General features: G+C 68.2%; 22 protein-coding genes. 12 read left to right on the top strand and 10 right to left on the bottom strand.

All coding sequences use genetic code 11. The features are described from left to right. A complete protein-coding gene (gene hsaA, locus MAAFP003_RS24955; protein ID WP_096290316.1) occupies nt 1-1,185 on the bottom strand; it encodes a 3-hydroxy-9,10-secoandrosta-1,3,5(10)-triene-9,17-dione monooxygenase oxygenase subunit in 1,185 nt (394 codons plus the stop codon). A 156-nt stretch (nt 1,186-1,341) separates the two neighbouring features. Between hsaA and MAAFP003_RS24960 the strand changes: the two genes are divergently transcribed. Then, complete coding sequence (locus MAAFP003_RS24960) at nt 1,342-2,424, top strand: ferredoxin--NADP reductase (RefSeq protein ID WP_096290317.1); 1,083 nt, start codon at nt 1,342-1,344, stop codon at nt 2,422-2,424. A 35-nt stretch (nt 2,425-2,459) separates the two neighbouring features. Beyond that, entirely contained in the window at nt 2,460-2,993 is a 534-nt protein-coding gene (locus tag MAAFP003_RS24965; RefSeq protein ID WP_243394194.1) for a hypothetical protein, read from the top strand. A 26-nt stretch (nt 2,994-3,019) separates the two neighbouring features. Here MAAFP003_RS24965 and MAAFP003_RS24970 read toward each other — a convergent pair whose 3' ends face one another. After that, nucleotides 3,020-5,161: an acyl-CoA dehydrogenase family protein gene (locus MAAFP003_RS24970; protein WP_096290319.1), complete on the bottom strand. Its 2,142-nt coding sequence runs from the start codon at nt 5,159-5,161 to the stop codon at nt 3,020-3,022. Between the two features lie 222 nt (nt 5,162-5,383). Here MAAFP003_RS24970 and MAAFP003_RS24975 point away from each other — a divergent pair, with 222 nt between their 5' ends. Continuing rightward, nucleotides 5,384-6,370, top strand: a complete 987-nt coding sequence (locus tag MAAFP003_RS24975) for an alpha/beta hydrolase (RefSeq protein ID WP_096290320.1) — start codon at nt 5,384-5,386, stop codon at nt 6,368-6,370. Nucleotides 6,371-6,680: 310 nt separating this feature from the next. After that, nucleotides 6,681-7,283: a cholesterol catabolism transcriptional regulator KstR gene (kstR, locus tag MAAFP003_RS24980; protein WP_165796489.1), complete on the top strand. Its 603-nt coding sequence runs from the start codon at nt 6,681-6,683 to the stop codon at nt 7,281-7,283. On the opposite strand, the gene MAAFP003_RS24985 is transcribed toward kstR, so the two are convergent. Then, the gene (locus MAAFP003_RS24985; RefSeq protein WP_096290322.1) at nt 7,280-8,359 is read right to left on the bottom strand and encodes an Rv3575c family transcriptional regulator; all 1,080 of its coding nucleotides are present in this window, start codon (nt 8,357-8,359) and stop codon (nt 7,280-7,282) included. The genes kstR and MAAFP003_RS24985 overlap by 4 nt on opposite strands. A gap of 149 nt (nt 8,360-8,508) precedes the next feature. Here MAAFP003_RS24985 and MAAFP003_RS24990 point away from each other — a divergent pair, with 149 nt between their 5' ends. From MAAFP003_RS24990 to MAAFP003_RS25020, 7 genes are read left to right on the top strand one after another with little or no spacing between them, the layout of a single operon-like run. Next, nucleotides 8,509-9,438, top strand: coding sequence for a metal ABC transporter solute-binding protein, Zn/Mn family (locus tag MAAFP003_RS24990; RefSeq protein ID WP_096290323.1), 930 nt, complete (start codon nt 8,509-8,511; stop codon nt 9,436-9,438). Then, nucleotides 9,425-10,252 carry a metal ABC transporter ATP-binding protein gene (locus MAAFP003_RS24995; protein WP_096290324.1) on the top strand — a complete coding sequence of 276 codons (828 nt, stop codon included), beginning with the start codon at nt 9,425-9,427 and terminating at the stop codon, nt 10,250-10,252. Before MAAFP003_RS24990 ends, MAAFP003_RS24995 begins: the two co-directional genes overlap by 14 nt. Beyond that, on the top strand, nt 10,249-11,109 hold the full coding sequence (locus tag MAAFP003_RS25000; RefSeq protein WP_096290325.1) for a metal ABC transporter permease: 861 nt from the start codon (nt 10,249-10,251) through the stop codon (nt 11,107-11,109). The genes MAAFP003_RS24995 and MAAFP003_RS25000 overlap by 4 nt, the downstream gene beginning before the upstream one ends. Before the next feature lie 47 nt (nt 11,110-11,156). Next, nucleotides 11,157-11,882 carry a sensor domain-containing protein gene (locus tag MAAFP003_RS25005; protein WP_096291397.1) on the top strand — a complete coding sequence of 242 codons (726 nt, stop codon included), beginning with the start codon at nt 11,157-11,159 and terminating at the stop codon, nt 11,880-11,882. A gap of 9 nt (nt 11,883-11,891) precedes the next feature. After that, complete coding sequence (locus MAAFP003_RS25010) at nt 11,892-12,650, top strand: LamB/YcsF family protein (RefSeq protein ID WP_096290326.1); 759 nt, start codon at nt 11,892-11,894, stop codon at nt 12,648-12,650. Further along, nucleotides 12,650-13,570 carry an MBL fold metallo-hydrolase gene (locus MAAFP003_RS25015; protein ID WP_165796490.1) on the top strand — a complete coding sequence of 307 codons (921 nt, stop codon included), beginning with the start codon at nt 12,650-12,652 and terminating at the stop codon, nt 13,568-13,570. The genes MAAFP003_RS25010 and MAAFP003_RS25015 overlap by 1 nt, the downstream gene beginning before the upstream one ends. A gap of 3 nt (nt 13,571-13,573) precedes the next feature. Beyond that, nucleotides 13,574-14,815: an SLC13 family permease gene (locus MAAFP003_RS25020; protein ID WP_096290327.1), complete on the top strand. Its 1,242-nt coding sequence runs from the start codon at nt 13,574-13,576 to the stop codon at nt 14,813-14,815. Nucleotides 14,816-14,835: 20 nt separating this feature from the next. On the opposite strand, the gene MAAFP003_RS25025 is transcribed toward MAAFP003_RS25020, so the two are convergent. Both MAAFP003_RS25025 and MAAFP003_RS29745 read right to left on the bottom strand, forming a co-directional pair. Continuing rightward, the gene (locus MAAFP003_RS25025; RefSeq protein WP_243394195.1) at nt 14,836-17,457 is read right to left on the bottom strand and encodes a helix-turn-helix domain-containing protein; all 2,622 of its coding nucleotides are present in this window, start codon (nt 17,455-17,457) and stop codon (nt 14,836-14,838) included. Then, nucleotides 17,454-18,050 carry a hypothetical protein gene (locus MAAFP003_RS29745; protein ID WP_243394196.1) on the bottom strand — a complete coding sequence of 199 codons (597 nt, stop codon included), beginning with the start codon at nt 18,048-18,050 and terminating at the stop codon, nt 17,454-17,456. Before MAAFP003_RS29745 ends, MAAFP003_RS25025 begins: the two co-directional genes overlap by 4 nt. 352 nt (nt 18,051-18,402) lie before the next feature. Between MAAFP003_RS29745 and MAAFP003_RS29750 the strand changes: the two genes are divergently transcribed. Further along, a complete protein-coding gene (locus tag MAAFP003_RS29750; RefSeq protein ID WP_243394197.1) occupies nt 18,403-18,903 on the top strand; it encodes a hypothetical protein in 501 nt (166 codons plus the stop codon). Here MAAFP003_RS29750 and MAAFP003_RS25035 read toward each other — a convergent pair. The 5 genes from MAAFP003_RS25035 to ispD are packed head-to-tail and all read right to left on the bottom strand — an operon-like array spanning nt 18,831 to nt 23,369. After that, complete coding sequence (locus MAAFP003_RS25035; RefSeq protein WP_096291399.1) at nt 18,831-19,781, bottom strand: glycerophosphodiester phosphodiesterase; 951 nt, start codon at nt 19,779-19,781, stop codon at nt 18,831-18,833. The genes MAAFP003_RS29750 and MAAFP003_RS25035 overlap by 73 nt on opposite strands. 35 nt (nt 19,782-19,816) lie before the next feature. Then, nucleotides 19,817-20,749, bottom strand: coding sequence for a 23S rRNA (guanosine(2251)-2'-O)-methyltransferase RlmB (gene rlmB, locus MAAFP003_RS25040; protein WP_096290329.1), 933 nt, complete (start codon nt 20,747-20,749; stop codon nt 19,817-19,819). Between the two features lie 11 nt (nt 20,750-20,760). Next, on the bottom strand, nt 20,761-22,170 hold the full coding sequence (cysS, locus tag MAAFP003_RS25045) for a cysteine--tRNA ligase (RefSeq protein ID WP_096290330.1): 1,410 nt from the start codon (nt 22,168-22,170) through the stop codon (nt 20,761-20,763). A 51-nt stretch (nt 22,171-22,221) separates the two neighbouring features. Further along, the gene (ispF, locus tag MAAFP003_RS25050; protein ID WP_096290331.1) at nt 22,222-22,701 is read right to left on the bottom strand and encodes a 2-C-methyl-D-erythritol 2,4-cyclodiphosphate synthase; all 480 of its coding nucleotides are present in this window, start codon (nt 22,699-22,701) and stop codon (nt 22,222-22,224) included. Beyond that, on the bottom strand, nt 22,698-23,369 hold the full coding sequence (ispD, locus tag MAAFP003_RS25055) for a 2-C-methyl-D-erythritol 4-phosphate cytidylyltransferase (RefSeq protein ID WP_096290332.1): 672 nt from the start codon (nt 23,367-23,369) through the stop codon (nt 22,698-22,700). The genes ispF and ispD overlap by 4 nt, the downstream gene beginning before the upstream one ends. Between the last annotated feature and the right edge of the window lie 9 nt (nt 23,370-23,378).

Below are 23,378 nucleotides of genomic sequence, written 5' to 3' on the forward strand. Positions count from 1 at the left end.
CTAGACCATGGTGTCGCCGGGCGGCAACCCGAACTCGTTGTTCCCGAAGATCTGGTAGGCCCGCTCGGGATCGTTGGCCGCGTGCACCCGGCCGGCGTGTGCGTCGCGCCAGAAGCGTTGCACCGGTTGGTCATTGCCCAGTGCGGTGGCGCCGGACGCCTCGAACAGCCGGTCGATCGAGGCGATCGCCCGGCCGGTGGCACGGACCTGGTCGCGGCGCGCGCGGGCGCGCAGCTCGAACGGGATCTCCTTGCCGGCCGACAACAGCGCGTACTCGTCGGCGACGTTTCCGCTGAGCTGACGCCACGCGGCGTCGATGTCGCTGGCCGCCTCGGCGATACGCACCTTGGCGAACGGGTCGTCCTTGGCCTTCTCGCCGGCGAACGCCGCGCGCACCCGCTTGCCCTGGTGCTCGACGTGGGCGTCGTACGCGCCGTAGGCCATCCCGACGATCGGCGCCGAAATGGTGGTGGGATGCATTGTGCCCCAAGGCATCTTGTAAACCGGTGCGGTGTTGGTCTGATACCCGCCCGCGGTGCCGTCGTTCATGGCCTTGTAGGACAGGAACCGGTGCCGCGGCACGAACACGTCCTTGACGACGACGGTGTTACTGCCGGTGCCCTTCAGCCCGACGACATGCCACACGTCGTCGATGCGGTACTCGCTGCGCGGGATCAGGAAGCTGCCGAAGTCGACGGGCCGGCCGTCCTTGATCACGGGTCCGCCCAGGAATGCCCAGGTGGCGTGATCGCAACCCGACGACCAGTTCCACGACCCGTTGACCAGGTAGCCGCCGTCGGTCACCACCCCGGCGCCCATCGGGGCATACGACGACGAGACCCGGGTCTTGGGGTCCTCGCCCCAGACCTCCTCCTGGGCCTGCTGGTCGAACAGCGCCAGGTGCCAGTTGTGCACGCCGATGATCGAGCTCACCCAGCCGGTGGACCCACAGGCGCTGGCCAGCCGCCGCACGGCCTCGTAGAACAGCGCGGGGTCGCATTGCAGACCGCCCCACTGTTCGGGCTGCAGCAGCGTGAAGAAGCCGACTTCGTCGAGCTCGGCAACGGTCTCCTCGGGCAGCCGGCGCAGGTCCTCTGTCGCCTGAGCGCGCTCCCGGATCCTGGGAAGCAGATCGTCGATCCCCGCTAAGACCGACTGCGCATCACGCTGTTGAATGGACGTCACTAGGTTTGCCTCCTGGGCCAGACTTACTCAGTGGACTTACACAGCAGACTAGAACATGTTCTGATTTGTGTCGAGCAGGGTATGCCTGCGCCTGGTAGCGATATGAATCGGGTTTTCTGTAACATGTTCTAGTTGTCATGAAAGGGAGGGCGGGTCTTGACGAAAGCAGACCTGGACGAGCCGCTCGGCGACCACGTCCTTGAACTGCAGATCGCCGAGGTCATCGACGAGACCGACGACGCGCGCTCGCTGGTTTTCGCGGTGCCGGACGCATCGGGCGACCCGGAGATCCCGCCCGAGCGGCTGCGTTACGCGCCCGGCCAGTTCCTGACACTGCGGGTGCCCAGCGACCGCACCGGCTCGGTGGCACGCTGCTACTCGTTGTGCAGCTCGCCGTTCACCGATGATGCGCTCGCGGTCACGGTGAAGCGCACCGCGGACGGATATGCGTCCAACTGGCTATGCGACAACGCACGCCAGGGCATGCGGATCCACGTGCTGGCCCCGTCGGGCAACTTCGTTCCCAAGACGCTCGACCAGGATTTCCTGCTGCTGGCCGCCGGCAGCGGGATCACCCCGATCATGTCGATCTGTAAGTCGGCGCTGTCCGAGGGCAGCGGACAGGTGACGCTGGTCTACGCCAACCGCGGCGAAGGCTCGGTGATCTTCGCCGATGGGCTGCGCGAACTGGCCGCCAAGTATCCCGACCGGCTCACGGTGCTGCACTGGCTGGAATCGCTGCAGGGTCTGCCCAGCGCCGCGGCGCTGGCGAAGCTGGCCACGCCGTTCACCGATCGGCACGCCTTCATCTGCGGGCCGGGCCCGTTCATGGACGCCGCCCGCCAGGCGCTGGAGACGCTAAAAGTGCCTGCGCCGCAAGTGCATATCGAGGTATTCAAGTCGCTGGAGTCTGATCCGTTCGCCGCGGTGACGATCGAGGACACCGACGAGGGCGACCAGCCGCCGGCCACCGCGGTGGTGGAACTGGACGGCGAGACCCACACCGTGTCGTGGCCGCGCAGCGCCAAACTGCTCGACGTACTGCTCGCCAAGGGTCTCGACGCGCCGTTCTCCTGCCGGGAAGGTCACTGCGGTGCCTGCGCCTGCACGTTGCGCAGCGGCAAAGTCAACATGGAGGTCAACGACGTGCTCGAGCAGCAGGACCTCGACGAGGGGCTAATTCTGGCCTGTCAATCTCACCCGGAATCTGATTCGGTAGAAGTCACTTACGACGAATAGTCGCTCGATGGGTTCGACGGAAGGAATCGCCGGTGATGCGATCGGTAACGGGTTTGGCAGCCGTCGGACTGATGTTGACTTTCGTGCCGGCTCCCGCGGCCGGCGCGGCGAGCAACACCGCGACCACGCTGTTTCCGCTGGACGGCCCGAACCAGCTGGAGACGCATATGTTCCTCAACTGCTTCAAGTCCGATGGCCATTGCGACTTCATCGCCGGGGCCGACACCCGCGCGCCCGACGGCGGGGTGATCGGATTCCCGCCGGGCCTGTGGGCACGCCAGACCACTGAGATCCGGTCGAACAACCGGATGGCCTACCTGGACGCGCACGCCACCGGGCAGTACGAGCGGGTGATGAAATCGATGGGGACCGACGAGATCACGACCGTCTACTTCGGTGAAGGACCGCCGGACAAGTACCAGACGACCGGGCGCATCGACTCCACCGACTGGGGTACCGGCCAGCCCAAGACCGACGAAACCGTCTACACCTGCACTCACATCCAGGTGGTCTACAGCGGGGTCAACATCACCTCGCCGAGCACCTGCGCGGTCACGACGTTTTCCTAGGCCTATTACGTCAGCCGCTCGCGGCTTCAGCGCGGCAGGCCCAGGAGCCGCTCGGCCGCGACGGTCAGCAGGATCTGCTCGGTGCCGCCCGCGATCGTCAGGCAGCGGGTGTTGAGGAAGTCGAACACCGCTCGGTCGCCATCCGCCCGGCGGTCGACGAGCCCCCCGCCCTCGGCGACGTCCATCGTGAATTCGGCCAGCGTCTGCCGGTAGCGCACGCCGATCAGCTTGCGCACGCTGGATTGCGCGCCGGGGTCCTGGCCGCCGACCGCGAGCTGGGCGATGCGCTGGTCCAGCAGCGCACCCGTCTGGGCCAGGATGATCAGCCGCCCCAGCCGGTCCTGCTCGGCGACGTCGAGATCCCGCTTCACCAGCAGCTCGAGCAGCTCTTCCATCGGGTTGCCCAGCGCCGTCCCGCTGGCCATCGCGACCCGCTCGTTGGCCAGCGTGGTGCGGGCCAGCCGCCAGCCGTCGTTCACCGTGCCGACGACCATCTCGTCGGGCACGAAGACGTTGTCCAGGAACACCTCGTTGAACAGCGAGTCGCCGGTGATCTCGCGCAGCGGCCGGATGTCGATGCCGGGCGATTTCATGTCGATCAGGAAGTAGGTGATGCCCTTGTGCTTCGGGGCATCGGGATCGGTGCGCGCCAGGCACACGCCCCAGGCCGCCTTGTGCGCGGCCGACGTCCACACCTTCTGCCCGGTCAGCAACCACCCGCCTTCCCCGCGCACCGCTTTAGTGCGCAGCGACGCCAGGTCCGAGCCCGCTCCCGGCTCGGAAAACAGCTGACACCAAAGGAATTCGCCGCGCGTGGTGGCGGGCACGAAGCGCTCGATCTGCTCTGGCGTGCCGTGCTCCAGGATCGTCGGCGCCGCCCACCAGCCGATCACCAGGTCGGGTCGGTCAACCCCGGCCGCGGCCAGCTCCTGGTCGATCAGCAGCTGCTCGGCCGGCGACGCGGCGCGCCCGTACGGCTTGGGCCAGTGCGGCGCCTGCAGGCCCGCGTCGGCCAGAGCTACCTGCCGCTTCTCGGCCGGCAGCGCGGCGATCTCGGCGATGGTCGCGGCAAGCTCGCCGCGCTGGTCCTCGACCTCAGTCAGGTCGATGCTCAGCCGTCGGCGCACCCCGTCCTGGGTGAGCTCGGTAATGCGGCGCAGCCAGCGCTGCGCCCCGCCCAGATACCGGCCGATCGCGTGCGCGCGGCGCAGGTACAGGTGCGCGTCGTGTTCCCAGGTGCAGCCGATACCCCCGAGCACCTGAATGCAGTCCTTGACGTTCGCCTTCACCGCCGGGATCGCGACGCCGGCGGCCAGCGCGGCGGCAATCGAGAACTGTCTCTCGTCGGCAGCGCCGGCGCCACGGGCTGCGCGTGCTGCGTCGGAGGCGGCCACCTCGGCCTGCTCCGCGCGGCACAGCATCTCCGCGCACAGGTGCTTGATGGCCTGGAAGCTTCCGATCGGCTTACCGAACTGCTCGCGCACCTTGGCGTAATCGACGGCAGTCTCGAGCGACCAGCGGGTGACGCCGGCGGCCTCGGCCGCCAGCACGGTCGCGGCCAGCTCCTCGACCCGCTGACGTGACGCGTCGATCGGGGTCGCCGGTGCCGACGTCAGCACCACGCGCGCCAGCGGGCGGGAAAAATCGGTGGCCTGCAACGGCTCCAGCCGCACACCGTCGCTGGCAGTGTCGACGAGGACCCACTCCTCGCCGGCGGGCAGCAACAGCAGACCACCGTCGGCGCCACCCAGCACGAAGTCGACGGTGCCCGACACCTTCGCGCCGTCGAACTGGACGTCACCCTCGAGCGCCAAGCCCGCGAACCGCTCCCCCGACGCGAGCGCGGACAGCACCTCAAGATCGGTGACGACCAAGGTTGCCAGCGCGGTGGTGGCGATCGGCCCGGGCACCAGCGCCTTGGCCGCCTCTTCGACCATCGCGCACAGATCCTCGATGCTGCCGCCGGCCCCGCCGGCGTCCTCTGAGACGGCCACCCCGAACAGGCCAAGGTCGGCCAGCCGGGCGAACACGGCACGCCAGGCATCCGGATTGCCCTGCTCGACCTCACGGATCGCGACGGTCCCGCCGGGACCGGAGGTGGCATTGCGGGCCCAATCCCGCACCAATTCGCGCGCCGCGAACTGTTCGTCAGTGACGGTCGCTACCACCTGGGGCCCTCCGTGTGCTTGATTCATCGTGACCGTTAGGGACGCTACAGCCCACTAGAACGTGTTCTAATAGTGCCAGCGATCGACCGTCAAGTCGAATGCCACCGCGCTCACCGTCCGTGCGTCCGGACATTGATTGCTCGGCTTAATTCATAGGGCGCCCGGCGGCGCATTCGCGCCTGATCACGCCCGACTCGAGGGGTCAAGTGTTTCAATTTCTTAATGACCTTGGGTTCGCTGGCCACGCGCGTCGGCTGCTCCATCGCGGCCGTGCTGAGCGCGGTCGCGATCGCCGCAATGGTCGCCGTCCCGCGCCCAGCCCGGGCCGATTCGATCGCGGCCGACAGCACCACTGACGTTGCGTGCGCGACCTCGACCCGCCAGGTACCGACGACCTGGTATGTCCCGAGCACGCCGCCGCTCGGATTGGTGTGGTTGCAGCACGGTTTCGTCGAGGGCAAATTCGTATGGTCTGCGTTTGCCACCGAGCTCGCCAACAGCGGCTACCTCGTGATGGCCACCACGCTGCCCACCGTCCATCCCCTCGGCTGCACCTTGGAGCACCTGATCGACAACACCGGCTTCCTCGACAACATCGCCGATGTGTTTGCCCACAAAGATGATCCGAACGGCGCCTTGGCATCGTCGTTGGCGGCGGCGACGTCAGATCTGGGCCGAACCGTCCCGCCGTTGCCCGAGAAGTTGGTGTTCGTGGGGCATTCGGCCGGGGTGGAGGCCGTCGAGTACGTCGCCGAGCGCCTGCACAGCGCCTACCCGGCCACCTTCAGTCAGCTGCGCGGCATCATCAGCGAAGACGGCGTTAAGTCATTTATCGGCTCTAATACCGACAAAGCGTTGGCCGGGCTGGCCACCACCACCCTGCCGATCTACGCCACGGCGTCACCGCACCTGCTCTGCAACGCCTTCCGAAGCGGCACCAGGGCACTCGAACGGTATCTGCCCAATCGAGCGTTTCTCGGGGTGAAGGTGACCACCGGCGCCCACGGCGACGCGCTCGGCATGTCGTCGCCGGGTTACGAAAACCTGGTATGCGGTCGTCCGAAGCCCGCGAATGTGGCGGCGGTATGGGGTCTGACGCGTGGCTGGATCACCGACATGTTCGCGGGAACGATCACGGCCGATTTCTATCCAGGTGGCAGCTACTACACCGACCTACTGGACTCAGGCACCATCACCACGCTGCCGTGAGGAGCGTCGAAGGCACCGTGGGGAGGTCAGCGCCGGAAGAGACTTCGGCCCAGACGCATCACGCGCCACGGGCTGTCCTCGTTCTTCGCCACTAGAACGTGTTCTAATAGTGCCAGTGGTCGACCGTTACGTCGAACGCCATTGCAGCAGGACAGCTCGCTGCCCCGGCGGGATGGAGGTGGGAAATTCACGCACGACTTGGTTATCGTTTGCGAACGAACCACCCGAAAGAGGAGCAACCCGTCAGATGTCGTCCGCGAACGCTAACTCTGGCCACGTCCCTGAGTCGCAGCCACGCGAGGTCATGAACGTGGCAGTACTGGCCGAATCCGAGCTTGGCTCGGAGGCACAACGCGAGCGTCGCAAGCGCATTCTGGACGCCACCATGGCCATCGCGTCCAAAGGCGGGTACGAGGCAGTTCAGATGCGCGCGGTGGCGGATCGCGCGGACGTGGCCGTCGGGACGCTGTACCGCTATTTCCCTTCGAAAGTGCACTTGCTGGTGTCGGCCCTGGGCCGGGAGTTCGGACGCATCGACGCGAAAACCGACCGCTCCGCGATGGCCGGGGGCACGCCGTTTCAGCGGCTGAATTTCATGGTCGGCAAGCTCAACCGCGCGATGCAGCGCAACCCGCTGCTCACCGAGGCCATGACGCGGGCTTACGTCTTCGCCGACGCGTCGGCGGCCAGCGAGGTCGACCAGGTGGAGAAGCTGATCGACAGCATGTTCGCCCGCGCGATGAGCGACGGCGAACCGACCGAGGACCAGTACCACATCGCCCGGGTGATCTCCGACGTGTGGTTGTCGAACCTGCTGGCCTGGCTTACCCGCCGCGCGTCGGCGACCGATGTCAGCAAGCGGCTCGACCTGGCCGTGCGGTTGTTGATCGGCGACTCGGAGTCGTCGGCCTAAACCGGCGGACCGGAGGTTCGGCCGCGAATCAGCTCGGTCTCCAGCAGCTCGACGACCGGCAGGCCGGACCTCGGCGGCTTGAGCAGCAGTTCCCCGGCCCGATGGCCCTTGCGCAAGCTCGGCTGCGACACCGTCGTCAGGCCGCGGCTGATCGCCTCGGGCACCCCGTCGAATCCAGTGACGCTGATCTGACCGGGCACGTAAATGCCATGTGCGCGAAGGTAATCCATCGCCGACAGCGCCAAGATGTCTGCGGTGCACATCAACGCCGTGATCCGCGGATTGGCCTCCAGCGCCACCCTCGCCGCCTCACCACCCGATTCCGGCAGGTGTTCGTAACTCTCCACCACGGTCAGCGAATCGGGGTCCACGCCAGCGGCCTGCATGGCGTCCCACACGCCGGTGATGCGTTCGCGCTGCACGTCGAAAGTCAACGAGCGCAGCCGGTCCGCGTCGGCCACCTCTTGGCGCCGGTCCTGGCCCAATCGCATTGTCAGCAGCCCGATCTCGCGATGCCCTAAGCCGAGCACGTATGCCGCGAGCTCGCGCATCGCCGCCCTGTCGTCGATGCCCACTCGCGAAACCCCGGCCAGGCCCTTGGGCTGGTCGACCACCACCACCGGCACCCGCCGCTGCAGCACCACTTGCAGGTAGGGGTCGTCGTCGCGGACCGAGTACACCACGAAGCCGTCCACCCCGGCGGCCAGCACCGCGGCCTCGCCGTCCTCGCGGCTGCGGCTGGGCCCGACGGCCACCAGCAGCAGGCCCTGCCCCTGTTCTTCGCACGACTGCGCCACTCCCGTGACGAAATCGCGCGCCGCCGGGTCGCTGAAGAAATACGTCAGCGGCTCGGCCATCAACAAGCCGACCGCACCGGCCTTGCGGGTGCGCAACGACCGCGCCACCGGGTCGGGTCCCGCGTAGCCCAGCCGCTTGGCCGTCGCGAGCACCCGCTCGCGAAGGTCGGGCGAGAGCTGATCGGGCCGGTTGAAGGCGTTCGAGATGGTGGTTCGAGAGACTTTCAGTTCGGCCGCCAACGACGCCAGAGTCGCACGCCGGCGCGGTGTGGGACTCACGCTCGCCGACGCTACAGCGCGTCCTCGCCCGCGCCTAAGCCGCCGCGATCTGCTACTTTCTAATGGAAACGATTTTCATTAGTATTATGGCTCGGCGGGCCGGACAGCCACCGGAACTTCACGCCCGCGGTCAGCGCTGATGGGACGAAATGGGACAAGTAAACGGGCGCACGCGCATCCTGACGGCGTTGGCCGCTTGCGTGCTGGGAGCGACGGCGATCACCGGCTGCGGTGTCGCCGGTTCTGCGCACTCGCCGGGGGCCACCGTGGTGGCCTCCACCGATGTGTGGGGCAGTGTCGCCCATGCCGTCGCCGGACGACATGTCAACGTCAAGTCGATCCTGTCCGGTGCCACGATCGATCCACACACCTATCAGGCCAGCGCCTCGGACGCCGCCGTCATCCTGGACGCCGGACTGGTGGTCTATAACGGCGGTGGCTACGACCCCTGGGCGACGCAGGTGCTGAGCGACCATTCGGACATCAAGACGGTGGACGCCTACTCCTTCGCACCGAAGGCGGACAACGGAAAGCCGCCCAACGAGCACGTTTTCTACGACCTCGGCGTGGCCAAGGCCGTCGCCAACACCATCGCCGAGCGCCTCGCGGCCGTCGACGCGGACAACGCCGCCGACTATAAGGCCAACGCCGCCGCGTTCGGCCGCGACGCCGACAACATCGCCGCCTCGGAACGCACCATCGCCAACACATTCCCCGACACCTCCGTCATCGCGACCGAGCCGGTGGCGTACTACCTGCTGAAGGCCACCGGCCTGGCCGACCGCACCCCCGAAAGTTTCATGTCCGCCAACGAGAACGGGACCGATCCGTCGCCGGCCGACATGGCGTTCGTTCTCGACCTGGTCAACCGCCACCAAGTCGCGGCCGTGCTGGTCAACCCGCAGACCGCCACGCCCGCGATCAACGGCCTGCAGGATGCTGCCCGCCGCGCGGGCGTTCCCGTCACGCTGGTGACCGAGACGCTGCCCGACGGCGCCGACTACCTGACCTGGCAGCGCAAGACCGTCGACCAACTGCAGGCCGCGCTGCGATCGGGCCGGGCCAATGCCCGTAATTGACCAAGCGCTGGGGACGGCCGGCCAGCGACCACCCGCCGTCTCGCTGACCGGTGCCCGACTGGCGTTCGGTGACCGCGTGCTGTGGGACGGCCTCGACCTGTCGGTGTCTCCGGGTGAGTTCATCGCGGTGCTGGGACCCAACGGCACCGGCAAGACCTCGCTGCTCAAGGTATTGCTCGGACAACTGCTGCTGAGCGCCGGCGCCGCGCACGTCGACGGCAAAGAGGTCACCTCGGGCAGCGGAGCCATCGGCTATGTGCCCCAACACCGCCCGATCGACCGGGACGTGATGCTGGTCGGGCGCGACCTGGTCCGGCTGGGCATCGACGGGAACCGCTGGGGCGTACTGCCGCTGCGTTCGGCCGAGCGCAGCCGCCGCAAGCTGGCCGTGCGGCAAGCCCTGGCACACGTCAATGGCGAGTCGCTGGCCGACGTCCGGGTCGGGCTGATGTCGGGCGGGGAGTTGCAGCGCATGCGCATCGCCCAGGCGCTGGCCAGCGATCCGATGCTGTTGCTGTGCGACGAGCCGCTGTTGGCTCTGGACCCGGCCAACGCCAAGCTGGTCGCGGCGCTGATCGACCGCCGCCGCCGGGAAGCCGACACCACCGTCATGGTCGTGACCCACGAGATCAACTCGATCCTGCCGTACGTCGACCGGGTGCTGTACCTGGTCGACGGCCGCTTCCGGATCGGCACCGTCGAGCAGGTGATGAACACCGAAACGCTCTCGACGTTGTACCGGGCGGACATCCAGGTGGTGACGGTCAACGGCCGCTACGTGGTGATCGGCGACGACAGCGGGCACGCGTTATGAACAACCAGCTCTCCGGTGTGCTGGATCATCTGTTCTCGTTTGACATCACCGCTGCACTGCTCAACCACGACTTCGTCCAGCAGGCGCTGCTGGCGGCCGCACTGCTGGGACTGGCGGCCGGGCTGATCGGCCCGTTCATCGTGATGCGGCAGATGTCGTTCGCCGTGCACGGGTCAAGCGAATTGTCGCTGACCGGAGCCGCTTTCGCGTTGCTGGTCGGATTTCAGGTGGGCCTGGGTGCGCTGATCGGCAGCGCGGTGGCGGCCGCACTGTTCGGCGTTCTCGGGCAGCGGGACCGGGAACGCGATTCGGTGACCGGGGTGGTGCTGGCGTTCGGGCTGGGCCTGGCGGTGCTGTTCATCTACCTCTACCCCGGCCGCACGACGACGAGCTTCGCGTTGCTCACCGGCCAGATCGTCGGGGTGGGCTACACCGGACTGGCGACGCTGGCACTCGTCTGTCTGCTGGTCATCGGCGTCCTGGCGGCCTGCTACCGGCCGCTATTGTTCGCCACGGTCGATCCCGACGTCGCGGCGGCCCGCGGGGTGCCGGTGCGGACGCTGGGCATCGTGTTCGCCGCGCTGGTCGGGGTGGTCGCCGCGCAGGCCGTGCAGATCGTCGGTGCGTTGCTGGTGATGTCGTTGCTGATCACGCCCGCGGCCGCGGCGGCCCGGGTGGTCGCCTCGCCGGCGGTGGCGATCCTGGCGTCGGTGGTTTTCGCCGAGGTCGCCGCGGTGGGGGGCATCGTGCTGTCGCTGGCGCCGGGCGTCCCGGTGTCGGTGTTCGTTGCAACGATCTCGTTTCTGATTTATCTATTTTGCTGGCTGCTGGGCCAACGGCGGGAGGCCAGCACTTAAGCTTGCGCGCGTCCCAGCCCGAGGCGAAGGTGGCGAAGCAGCAGGCGATGTATCCCGTACTCCGATGGCCCATCGCGCTGCTTGTCGCTGGTGCGCTGACGGCCGGCTGCACCCGGGCCGTCGACGGAAAGGCGCTGGCCGCCGCGCCCGTGACCCACTTCCCCGCCGGCAGGGCGGCCGGCCCAACGCCACGCGCGATGCCGACGACCGTCCTGGACGGCCTGCTGCTGGGTCAGGACCAGGTCGTCGCCTTGGCGGGCGGCGCGACCATGGCGCTGATCGGCACCGCCACCGCCACCACGGACTCGTCGACGATCATCGACGATCCCAGCTGCCTGGGAGTCGGTTCGGTGGGCGACGTGACGACCTACGCCCATAGCGGATATGTCGCGATGCGCGGCAACCAGTTCAGCACGCCCAACGCCGTGCAGGCCGATGCCACGCAGCTCGTCACGTCGTTCACCACCGCCGGCGATGCCCAGGCGTTGCTGCAGCGTGCCCAACAGGATTGGCGAGGATGCGCCCAGCGCCGGTACGGGTTTCACTCCTCCAACGGCAATCACAGCTACTTCCTCACCCAGGACTTGCGAGTCAGCGGCTCGCGCATCGCGTTGGCGATGCGCCAGGAGGAAGACCCGCGGTGGGGCTGCTCGCACGCCATGGCCGCGCAGGATTCCGTCGTCGTCGAGGTCCGGGTCTGCCTGCTCGGCAAAGACACCGATGCCGCGGCCGACAACCTCCTCGATCAGATCATTGCCAGGATCCCGCAATAAGCTAGGCAAGTGGCCGCTATCGACCTGAACGCCGACTTGGGTGAGGGCTTTGGCGTCTGGAGCCTGGGCGACGACGACGCGATGCTCGGAATCGTCACCAGCGCCAACGTCGCGTGCGGCTTCCACGCCGGCGATCCCGCCAACCTGATGCGGGTGTGCCGGTTGGCGGCCGAGCGTGGCGTGCGCATCGGTGCGCAGGTCAGCTATCGCGACCTGGCCGGGTTCGGCCGGCGCTTCATCGATGTCGCCGTCGAGGATCTCGTCGCCGACGTGGTGTATCAGATCGGCGCTTTGCAGGCGATCGCACGCGCGGCGGGCTCGACGGTCTCCTACATCAAACCCCATGGCGCGCTGTACAACACCATCGTGACCAATCACGAGCAGGCGGCCGCCGTCGCAGCGGCGGTATATCTGGCCGACGCCACGCTGCCGGTGCTGGGCATGGCGGGCTCGGCGTTCTTCGAAGAGGCCGCCCGCGTCGGATTGCACACCATCGCAGAGGCTTTCGCCGATCGCACCTACCAGCCGGACGGCCAACTGGTCTCGCGCCGAGAAGACGGCGCGGTGCTCGACGATCCGGCGGCGATCGCGCAGCGCGTGGTGGCGATGGTGTCCTCCGGCCAGATCACCGCAGTCGACGGCTCCCAGGTTCCCGTAAGCGTGGAATCGGTTTGCGTGCACGGTGATTCACCCGGCGCGGTGCAGATCGCCACCGCGGTGCGCGAGCAGCTCGAGGCCGCGGGCATCGATATCAGGCCGTTCTGCTGATGCGCCTGCGGCTCGGTCGCCCCGACATCGCGCGCTATGCGGATCGATTCGACGCGCCCGCTGCCGACGCCGACGGCCTCTCGGCGACCTGGATGGGTGTGGCAACACTGCTGATTGACGACGGCTCGTCGGCACTGATGACCGACGGTTATTTCTCGCGCCCGAGCCTGGCGCGGGTCGCGGCCGGCCGGTTGTCGCCGTCGGCGGTGCGGGTGGACGGCTGCCTGGCCCGGGCGAAGGTGTCGCGACTGTCGGCTGTGATCCCGGTGCACACCCACATCGACCACGTGATGGATTCCGCGCTGGTCGCCGACCGGACCGGAGCGCAGCTGGTCGGCGGTGAGTCCGCGGCCAACGTCGGGCGTGGCTACGGCCTGCCGGAGAACCGCCTGATCGTCGCCGTGCCCGGCGAACCAATCCGGTTGGGCGCCTTCGACGTAACGCTCCTCGAGTCGCACCATTGTCCGCCCGACCGGTTCCCCGCCGTGATCGAGGAGCCCCTGGTTCCGCCGGTGAAGGCGTCGGCCTATCGTTGCGGCGAGTCGTGGTCGACGCTGATCCACCATCTGCCGTCGGACCAGCGACTGCTGATTCAGGGCAGCGCCGGCTTCGTCAAGGGCGCGCTGGCCGGACAGCGCGCCGAGGCCGTGTACCTATCGGTCGGCCAGCTGGGTCTGCAGCCCCGGTCCTACCTGCTCGACTACTGGGCCGAGACCGTGCAAGCGGTGGGCGCGCGCCGCGTGATCCTGATCCACTGGGATGACTTCTTCCGTCCGCTGTCAAAGCCGATGCGAGCCTTGCCATACGCGGGTGACGATCTGGACGTCTCCATCCAGGTGCTCGATGAGCTGGCCACCCGCGACGGTGTCGCATTGCACATGCCGACGGTATGGCGACGCGAAAACCCCTGGATGGTTTAGGCCTTGTATTTAACCGTCGCGCTGCTGCTGCTTGCCGTGGTCCTGGGGTTCGCCGTTACGCGCCCACGGGGCTGGCCCGAGGCGCTGGCCGCGGTTCCGGCTGCGCTCATCGTGGTTGCGATCGGCGCGATCTCGGTCCACCAGGCGGCCCGGCAGGTCGCCGACTTGTCGGGAGTGGTCGCGTTCCTGGGCGCCGTGCTGGTGCTGGCCAAGCTTTGCGACGACGAAGGCCTGTTCGAGGCCGCGGGTGCGGTGATCGCCCGAACGCCGCGCGGCTCGCACGGACTGCTGCGCCACGTGTTCGTCATCGCCGCCGCCATCACCGCCGTCCTGAGCCTGGACGCCACCGTGGTATTGCTGACCCCGGTGGTGCTGGCCGCCGTGCGCCGGCTGCGAACTCCGTTGCGTCCGTACGCCTATGCCACGGCCCACCTCGCCAACGGCGCCTCGCTGCTGCTGCCGGTGTCCAACCTGACCAACCTGCTGGCGTTTCATGTCGCGAACGTCTCCTTCACCAAGTTCACCCTGGTGATGACGTTGCCGTGGCTGGCCACGGTCGCCACGCTGTACCTGGTCTTCCGCGGCTTCTTCGCGCGCGATCTGCGCGTCGCGCCGGACCCGGACCAACTCGAGCCGGCGTCACGGCCGCCGGTGTTCGTGTTGGTGGTGGTAGGGCTGACCCTGGCCGGGTTCGCCTTCTCCGAGCCGCTGGGCGTGGCCCCCGCGTGGGTGGCGCTGGCCGGCGCCGCGGCGCTCGCGGTCCGCAGCCTGCGCCACCGGCACACCACCGTGATGGAAATCCTTCGCTCGGCCCAGGTTTCGTTTCTGGTGTTCGTGCTGGCGCTGGGCGTCGTGGTGCAAGCGGTCACGCTGAACGGGATGGACCGCGCGATGTCCGCCGTGCTGCCGCATGGGTCGGGTCTGCCCGCCCTGCTGGCCATCGCCGCGGTGGCCGCCGTGCTGGCCAACGTCGTCAACAATCTGCCGGCCACGCTGGTGCTGTTGCCGCTGGTGGCCCCCAGCGGCCCGGTCGCGGTACTGGCGGTGCTGATCGGGGTCAACATCGGACCGAACCTGACCTACGTCGGTTCGCTGTCAAACCTGCTGTGGCGGCGCGTGCTTCGTCAGCACGACGTCGAAGCCGGCGTGGGCGAGTACACCCGCCTGGGCCTGTGCACCGTACCCCCGGCCCTGGTGGTGTCGGTGCTGGCGCTGTGGTCCTCGGCCCGGCTGCTGGGCCTCTAGACACTCGGTGGGCAGGCGACTCAGCGTCCGCCACAGGGTCCCGATCGAATGATCGACGCCAGTTCCTCGCGCGACTGGGCCCCCACTCGCTGGCAGGCCCGGTACACGTGACCCTCGACCGTGCGCACGGACATCACCAGCTGCTCGGCGATGTCCCGGTTGGATAGCCCGGCCACCACGAGTTCGACGACATCACGCTGGCGACCCGAGAGTTTGATACCCGTCGGAGTTCGCAACGCCGGCGTGTGCAGCCCACCGCATTCATCGGCTAACTCCCTGGCCAGCGCGGCGGCATACATCGCGCGCCGATGGTGCTGGCCCTCGTCGAACGCGACGGACGCCTGCGCCGCCGCGTCGGCGGCAGTGGCCCGGTCACCGATCTCGCGGTAGGCCGCCGAGGCCGTGAGCAGGCCGTCGCCGTCCCCAGCGTGCAGGGCCGCCGCGTGTGCTGCGACGGCGGCGGCCAGCGGCAGCGACAACTCATCGGCGAGCTCGCGCGCCCGCGCGGCCTGCGAAGCGTCCCCCCATTGAGCCGCGGCCTGAATGCAGGCGAGCTCATGGGTGGGCTGGGCGCGGTCGCGGGCCAGCCGTGCCGCCGCCTGCGCGCTCGCCACAGCCTCGGTCAGGTGGCCGCTGGCCGCCTTCGCCCAGCCGTCGGCCAGCGCGAGTGCGGTGTGCATGAACAGAAAGTCCGGCGGCACGCACGAGCGCGCGGCCGCAACGGCATCATTGGCCTCGCCGGCCTGTCCGAGCTTGGCGTGTGCTTCGGCAAGTGCGAAATAGGTCGCCGGCCGTAATCCCGTCGTGACGGAGTGTATCTGGACTCCGGCGACCGCTTCATGCACCAATCGGGCCGACTCCGCGACGGCGCCGCGGGCCAGGTCCGCGTTGCCCAACAGGAACGAAAAGTTCGCATAGGCCAGGCCGGGAAGCTCGCGGGCCGATTCGGCCAGTTGCCTTGCCGTGCTGACGAATTCGTCGATCCGACCGACCAGCCGACAAGCGCGGCCATAGACGGCACCGAACCAATATCGCATATGGGATGCCTGAAAAGACGTCGTCGCGCGCCGCAGCGCCTGCTGCGCGATATCCGAGAGATCGTCGACCTGACCGAGCGCCCCCATCGCCATGATCAACGCAAGCGAAGCCATCATCGCGTGAAACCCCGCGAGCTCCGGGAAATCCAATGCGGCCCGGGCATTTACGACCGCGATCTCGCAGCGCGCCGACACCGCGTCCAGGCACGCCTGCACCGCCAACCGCTCGGCCCGCTGCGCCGGTGTCTCGGGGCTCGCGGCCAGGCCGGCGAGAATCGGGGCCGCGTCGTGCGGTCTGGCGAGCCACCAGATCAGATTGGCGGCCCGCACGGTCGCCCAGTGGTGGCAGCCGGGCTGACCGTCGCAGGCCATCTCGCGCAACGCCGCCTCGGCCGGCTCACCGCGCCCAAGGAGCACCAGATTCATCGCCCGCACCTCGGCCGCTCCGGGCGCGCCGGCTTTCGCGGCGGCAGTGGCGAACCGGTCGGCCAGATCCAGATCAAGCAGCGTCATGGCGTGCCGCGCCGATTCCAGGTACAGCCCGGGGTCAGCAGCGAGATCCGACTCGAGCCGCAACAGCGCGCGGCGCACGGTGGCCTGCATGTCGGCGTCGCCGTCGTCGGCCAACCGCGTCGCGAGCCGGCCCCGGATTTCCGAGAGATACAGCTCGCCGGCGCTCGCGCGGCGCAGCTCGCCGAACAGCGGGTGGGCCAGGCGCGCCGTCAATCCGGTGGCGGTGCGCTCGATGCTCACCAGCCCCATCCGCTCGGCGGCAGCCACGTCGCCGCGGTCCACCAGATCGCAGAGCACGCCGATGGCCAGCGGCTCGCATTGCGACAACGTGTCGACGACCATCGCCATACCCGGGCTCAGCCGGCCCATCTGGCGGCCCAGCGTGTCGGACAGGCTCGCCGAGACCGCCACATCGCCGTCCCACATCCACACCCCGGCGGTTTTGCGCATCCGCCCGGCGGCCACCTGGTCGGCCACCAGCTGCCGCAGGAACAGGGCGTTGCCGCCGGTCAGCTTTTGGAACCGGGCCGCGCTGCGCGCATCGACGGGACCGTCCAGCCTGCTCTCGATGACCTCGCGGGTGGCCGCCGCCGAAAGCGGTTCAAGATCAAGCCGTTCCAGCAGACCGTCCTTCCACAACGCCGTCACCGCATCGGGTTCGTCGCTGCCGGTGCGGATTGTGACCACCAGTCGCACCCCGCCCGACTGCGCCAGCTGATGGACCACGAGGGCAGACAGTCCGTCCAGCAAGTGCGCGTCGTCGACCCCTACTACGACCTTGCCTCGACGCTGTTGCGCGACAAACGAATTGATGACCCGTTGAACATCGGTCAACGGGTTCGACATCGCCTCACCCAGTGAGCCGATGAACGCTCCCAACGGCAGCGCGTGCGCCGAGTCGGTGCCGACGATCCATTTCGTCCGCTCCCCCGCCGCCGCGGCCCGCCGCAGCGCCTCGTGGGCCAGCCAAGTCTTGCCCACGCCAGCGGCTCCGGCGACTACCACGCCCGAGTGATTGCCTACCGGGCTGAGGGCGCGGCGAATGATCCCCAATTCACTGTCGCGCCCGGTCAGCGGCTCAGCGCCGATCACTCGGCGACTATAACGGTGCGGGAGCATCGAATGGGCGGCTTTGCCGACGTTTCGATGAGCCGATGCGTAGCGGCCACATAACAGTCGCGTAGTCGACTACGCTGCCGCCCGCGGTCAGCCGTCAGCAACATGGCCTTTGTCAGATAGACGCTCAGCACAGGCGGTGGGCTATGGCGAAGATCGGTATGCACGCGGTGGTACTGGGAGCGAGCATGGCCGGTCTGTTGGCCGCTCGGTCGCTCAGTGAGTTCTATGACGTGGTGACGGTGGTGGAGCGCGACCCGCTGCCCGACATCGGCGTACCCCGCCGGGGTGTGCCGCAGGGCAAGCACCTGCACGGCCTGCTGCCCCGCGGTGCACAGGTTCTCGAGGACTTCTTCCCCGGAATCCTCGACGAGCTGGTCGTCGACGGCGCGCATTACATCGACGGCCGGGATCTGTCGCAGCTGTACTACAACGTGGGCGGGCACCTGATGGTGCGCCGCGGCAGCGCCCCCTCGTTCACCGCCTACCTCGCCACCCGGCCGTTCCTCGAGGATCACGTCCGCACGCGCCTGCGCACCATCCCTAATGTCAAGCTGCTCGACGAGCACGACATCGTAAGCTTGACCGCGACGGCGGACCACCATCGCGTGAACGGGGCCCGGGTGGTCGACCGTCGCACCCGCGAAGAGCGCACGCTCAAAGCCGATTTGGTGGTCGACGCAACGGGGCGGGGCGCCCGCACCCCGGCGTGGCTGGAATCCCTGGGCTACGACCGCCCGTGCGAGGACGAGGTCACGGTGGAGCTGACCTACGTGAGCCAGCTGCTGCGCATGGCACCGGATGCGCTGAACGAACTCGGCTTCGTCGTCGGCCCTGCTGGCCGCGATTCAAGCCGCCGAACCGGTCGGAGAACCCGCGCGGCACCGTACGCCGTCCAGCCGCTGGCGCCGCTACGACAAGATGCGGCGATTCCCCCAAGGCCTGCTGGTCATCGGCGACGCGATCTGCAGCTTCAACCCGATCTACGGCCAGGGCATGACGGTAGCCGCACTCGAGGCGCTGACACTGGGCGATTGCTTACTAAGCGGCACAAGGGATTTGGCGCCGCGATTCTTCCGGGCCGCGGCGGTGCCGATTCGCCAGGCGTGGGAGCTGTCGGCCAGCCCCGACCTCTGCCTACCCGAAATCGAGGGCACCCCGTCGCTGCTCACCCGACTGCTCAACGCACACGTCGATCGCGTGCTCACCGCCGCCGAATACGACACCGCCGCCGTCGATCGGTTCGTCAGAGTGACCGCGCTCGTCGACCCCGCCACCGCGCTACTGCGCCCGGGCATGCTGTGGCGCGCCGCCCTGGCCAACCGCCGCCGCCGGCACCACGGCAACGGTCAGATCGCCGACGCGGCAGCGGGCAATGGCATGCCTAGATCGGCCAGCACACCACGCAGCAGCGTCGGGTAATCGGTGATGAGTCCGTCGACGCCATAGCCGATTTGCTCGCGCATCGCCGTGGCGTCGTTGACGGTCCATGGAATAACCTTGAGCCCCAACGCATGTGCGTGATCGACATACGGCCTGCCGGTGACCAACTGATACCGGGGTGAGACGATGGTCGCCCCCACCATGAGCGCCCCGATCACCGCGTCGCCGACGGCTGTGGCATCGATGCCGGCCAGCCACGGCGAATCCGGCGCCCAGGTCTGGTCGTTGTACAAGGCCACCAACGGGATCGACGGTTCGGCCCGGTGCACCATCGGCAGGGTTCGCCAGTCGAAGCTCTGAATCTCGACCGAGGAGACCTTGCCCGCCGACCTGACCGCGCCCAGGATGACGTCGACGAACTCCCGAGGCTCGGCCGATCTGCCGGGACGGTCGGCCTCGACTTTGGTTTCGATGTTGTAGCGCACCGCGGCTCGATACGAGTCGGCGAGCGCGAAAACTTCCGGCAGGGTCGCGATCTTGTTGCCCCGCACCACTTCGGCGCCGGGAAACTCGGCGAGCAGCCGACCGCAGTCCAAGGTGCGTAGCTGCGCCAAAGTGAGTTCGTGCACCAGCTTTCCGACGTACGGGTACTGCGGATCGCCGGCGACCGCGGGCCCGGTGTCGACACATTTTTCGGCCTCGATCGTCGGATCGTGCCACACCAGTGGCTGGCCGTCCTTGGTGACGACGATGTCGAGTTCGAGTGTGCTGACGCCTAGTTCGAGCGCTTTGGCGAAAGCACGCAGCGATTCCTCGGTGGTCTCACCACGACCACCGCGATGTGCCTGCAGATCGAAGTCGGGTGCTTGGGCGCCGGACACCGGCAGCCGCACCAGCAGTGCGACCACGGCCAGCATCCCGCCCAGGCGTGCGAGCCGGCCGGCCAACCCGCTTAACTCCTGCGCTGACGGGCGATTTCGGCGAGCACCACCCCGGCGGCCACCGAGGCATTCAACGATTCGGCATGCCCGGCCATCGGTATCGACACCACCTGGTCGCAATTCTGCCGCACCAACCGGGAGAGGCCCTTGCCTTCGGATCCGACCACCACCACGATCGGGTCGGTGCCGTCCAGGTCGTCGACCACGGTGTCACCGCCGGCGTCCAATCCGATCACCCGCACCCCACGGTCGGCCCAATTCTTCAGTGTTCTGTTGAGGTTGGTGGCGCGCGCCACCGGCAGCCGGGCCGCCGCGCCGGCGCTGGTGCGCCAGGCCACCGCCGTCACCGAAGCCGAGCGGCGTTGCGGGATAACCACTCCGTGGCCGCCGAATGCCGCTACCGAGCGGACGATCGCCCCGAGGTTGCGGGGATCGGAGATGTTGTCCAGCGCGACCAGCAGCGCCGGCGGCGACTGCAGCGCGGTCGTGAGCAGGTCGTCGGGGTGGGCGTAGTTGTACGGCGGCACCTGCAGCGCGATGCCCTGGTGCAGATGATTAGCGGTCATCTTGTCCAGGTCGGTGCGGGGCACTTCCAAGATCGCGACGCCCAAATCGGCTGCCCGGGCAACGGATTCGGTGACGCGCTCGTCGGCTTCGGTGCCGAGCGCGATGTACAGCGCCGTCGCGGGCACCCCGGCGCGCAGGCATTCCACCACCGGATTGCGGCCGAGCACGGTTTCGGTCTCGTCGGTGCGTTTGGCCGTCCGGCGTTGCTGCGGCTGGGCGGCGCGCTTGGCAGCGGGATGGTTCGGGCGCATGTGAGCGGGCGGCGTGGGTCCACGGCCCTCCAGGCCACGACGCCGTTGGCCGCCCGAGCCTACCGTCGGGGCCTTCTTGCTGCCGGACTTACGTATCGCCCCCTGGCGCCGCGAGTTGCCGGCCATCTACCCGCCCGTCACTTGTCTGTACCCGCTTGCAGCTCCCACTGCGGCCCGTCGGCGGTGTCGGTGACCTCGATGCCGGCCGCCTTGAGCCGGTCCCGGATCTCGTCTGCCAGAGCCCAATTGCGCTCCTCGCGGGCTCGCTTGCGGCTCTCCAGCTCCGACTGAACCAGCACGTCGACGGCCGCGAGCGCGGCCGACGTCTCGTCGCGCGTTTCCCAGCGTTCGTCCAGCGGGTCGCAGCCCAGGATGCCCATCATCGCGCGGATCGAGCCGGCGTGCCGCAGCGCACCTTCATGGTCGCCGGCGTCGAGCGCCCGATTGCCCTCGGCACGGGCGTGGTGGATCTCGGCCAGCGCGATCGGCACCGCGAGGTCGTCGTCGAGTGCGTCGGCGAATCGGGGCGTCCACTCGCCGGGGACCACGCCGCCGATCCGAACCCGCACCCGGTGCAGGAATTCCTCAACTCCCACATAGGCTTTCACCGCATCCTGCAGGGCGGTATCGGAGAATTCGAGCATCGAGCGATAGTGGGCGCTACCCAGGTAGTAGCGCAGTTCCGGCGGCCGCACCCGCTGCAACATCGCCGGAATGGACAACACGTTGCCCAGCGACTTGCTCATCTTCTCGCCGCCCATCGTCACCCAGCCGTTGTGCAGCCAGTAGCGGGCGAACCCATCCCCGGCCGCGCGGCTCTGCGCGATTTCGTTCTCATGATGAGGGAAAACCAAATCCATTCCACCACAATGGATGTCGAATTCTGGCCCCAGATAGGTGCGTGCCATCGCCGAGCATTCCAGGTGCCAGCCCGGGCGGCCACGCCCCCATGGCGAGGGCCAGGAGGGCTCACCCGGCTTCTCGCCCTTCCACAAGGTGAAGTCGCGCTGGTCGCGCTTGCCGGTCCCAGCTCCCTCGCCCTGGTGGACGTCATCGATCTTGTGGCCGGACAACTGGCCGTACTCGGGGTAGCTGAGCACATCGAAGTAGACGTCACCGGCGGCGGCATACGCGTGACCATTTGCGATCAGGCGTTCCATTAATTCGACCATCTGGGTGATGTGGCCGGTGGCGCGCGGCTCCGCCGACGGCGGCAACACGTCCAGGGCGTCGTAGGCCGCGGTGAACGCGCGCTCGTAGGTCGCCGCCCACTCCCACCATGGCCGGCATGCCGCGGCGGCCTTGGCGAGGATCTTGTCTTCGATATCGGTCACGTTGCGGATGAAGGCGACGTCGTAACCGCGCGCCATCAGCCAGCGCCGCAGGATGTCGAAGGCCACGCCGCTGCGGACATGGCCGATGTGCGGCTGGCCCTGAACCGTGGCGCCGCAGAGGTAGATGGACACGTGCCCCTCGCGCAGCGGAACGAAATCACGCACAGCACCGGCTGCGGTGTCGTGTAGCCGCATGGGGGGGCGATCGGTCACGACGTGCCAGCTTACCTGCTACTTCAGATCGGCCGACCGCCGCTCGCAGGGCTATCCGTGCGCGACAACGAGGGCCGTCGCGATCGCGGCCAAACCCTCACCTCGCCCGGTCAGGCCCAGCCCGTCGGTGGTGGTCGCCGAGACCGATACCGGCGCGCCCAGCAGACCCGACAGCAGTTGCTGGGCCTCGGCGCGACGCGGGCCGATCTTCGGCCGATTGCCGATCACTTGCACGGCTGCGTTTCCGACCCGAAACCCGGCATCCGATACCAGCTCGACGACGTGGCGCAGCATGTCGGCGCCGCTGACGCCCTTCCACCGCGGATCGTCGACCCCGAACACGCCCCCGATATCGCCCAACCCGACGGCCGACAACAGCGCATCGCACAGCGCGTGCGCCGCGACGTCGCCGTCGGAATGGCCGGCGCAGCCGTCGGTGTCGGGAAACAGCAGACCCAACAACCAGCAGGGCCGTCCGGGCTCAATCGGGTGTACGTCGGTACCGAGGCCGACCCGAGGCAACTCGGTCACCGGCGCACAATCGCTTGGGCCAGCAGTAGATCCAGCGGTGTGGTGATTTTGAATGCCAGCGGGTCGCCGTCGACCACCTGTACCTGGCCACCGACGTACTCGACCATCGATGCGTCGTCGGTGAAAGCCGCGTCCGCCGCTAGCTGGTAGGCGCGCAACAACAGGTCGGTGGCGAACCCCTGCGGCGTCTGCACCGCCCGCAGCCCGGCCCGTTCCGGCGTGCCCAGCACCACGCCGTTGGCATCCACGGCCTTGATGGTGTCATGCAGCGGCAGCGCGGGCACCACCGCGCCGTGACCGGCCCGCAGCGCGTCCACCACCCGCACGACCAGCTCCGGTGGCGTCAACGCCCGGGCGGCATCTTGAACAAGCACGTAATCCGGTTCGCCGGGCAGGGCGGACAACGCCAGATTGACCGACTCGGTGCGCCCGGCTCCACCGGCCACGACGGTGGCCCGGCTGCCCAGGACGTGCTGGGCTTGATCGACGCGATCCGCAGGCACCGCCGCCACGACATGACTAACGACGCCGGAATTCAGCAGGCCCGTGACGGCCCATTCCAGCAGAGTGCGCCCAGCGAGTTCGCAAAATGCTTTCGGGATACCGGCGCGCAGCCGTTCCCCCAACCCCGCGGCCGGAACCACTGCGACAACTGTGCCCCCGACCACCTGAGCTCA

It is taken from the genome of Mycobacterium ahvazicum, from assembly GCF_900176255.2.
Taxonomy (GTDB): Bacteria; Actinomycetota; Actinomycetes; order Mycobacteriales; family Mycobacteriaceae; genus Mycobacterium; species Mycobacterium ahvazicum.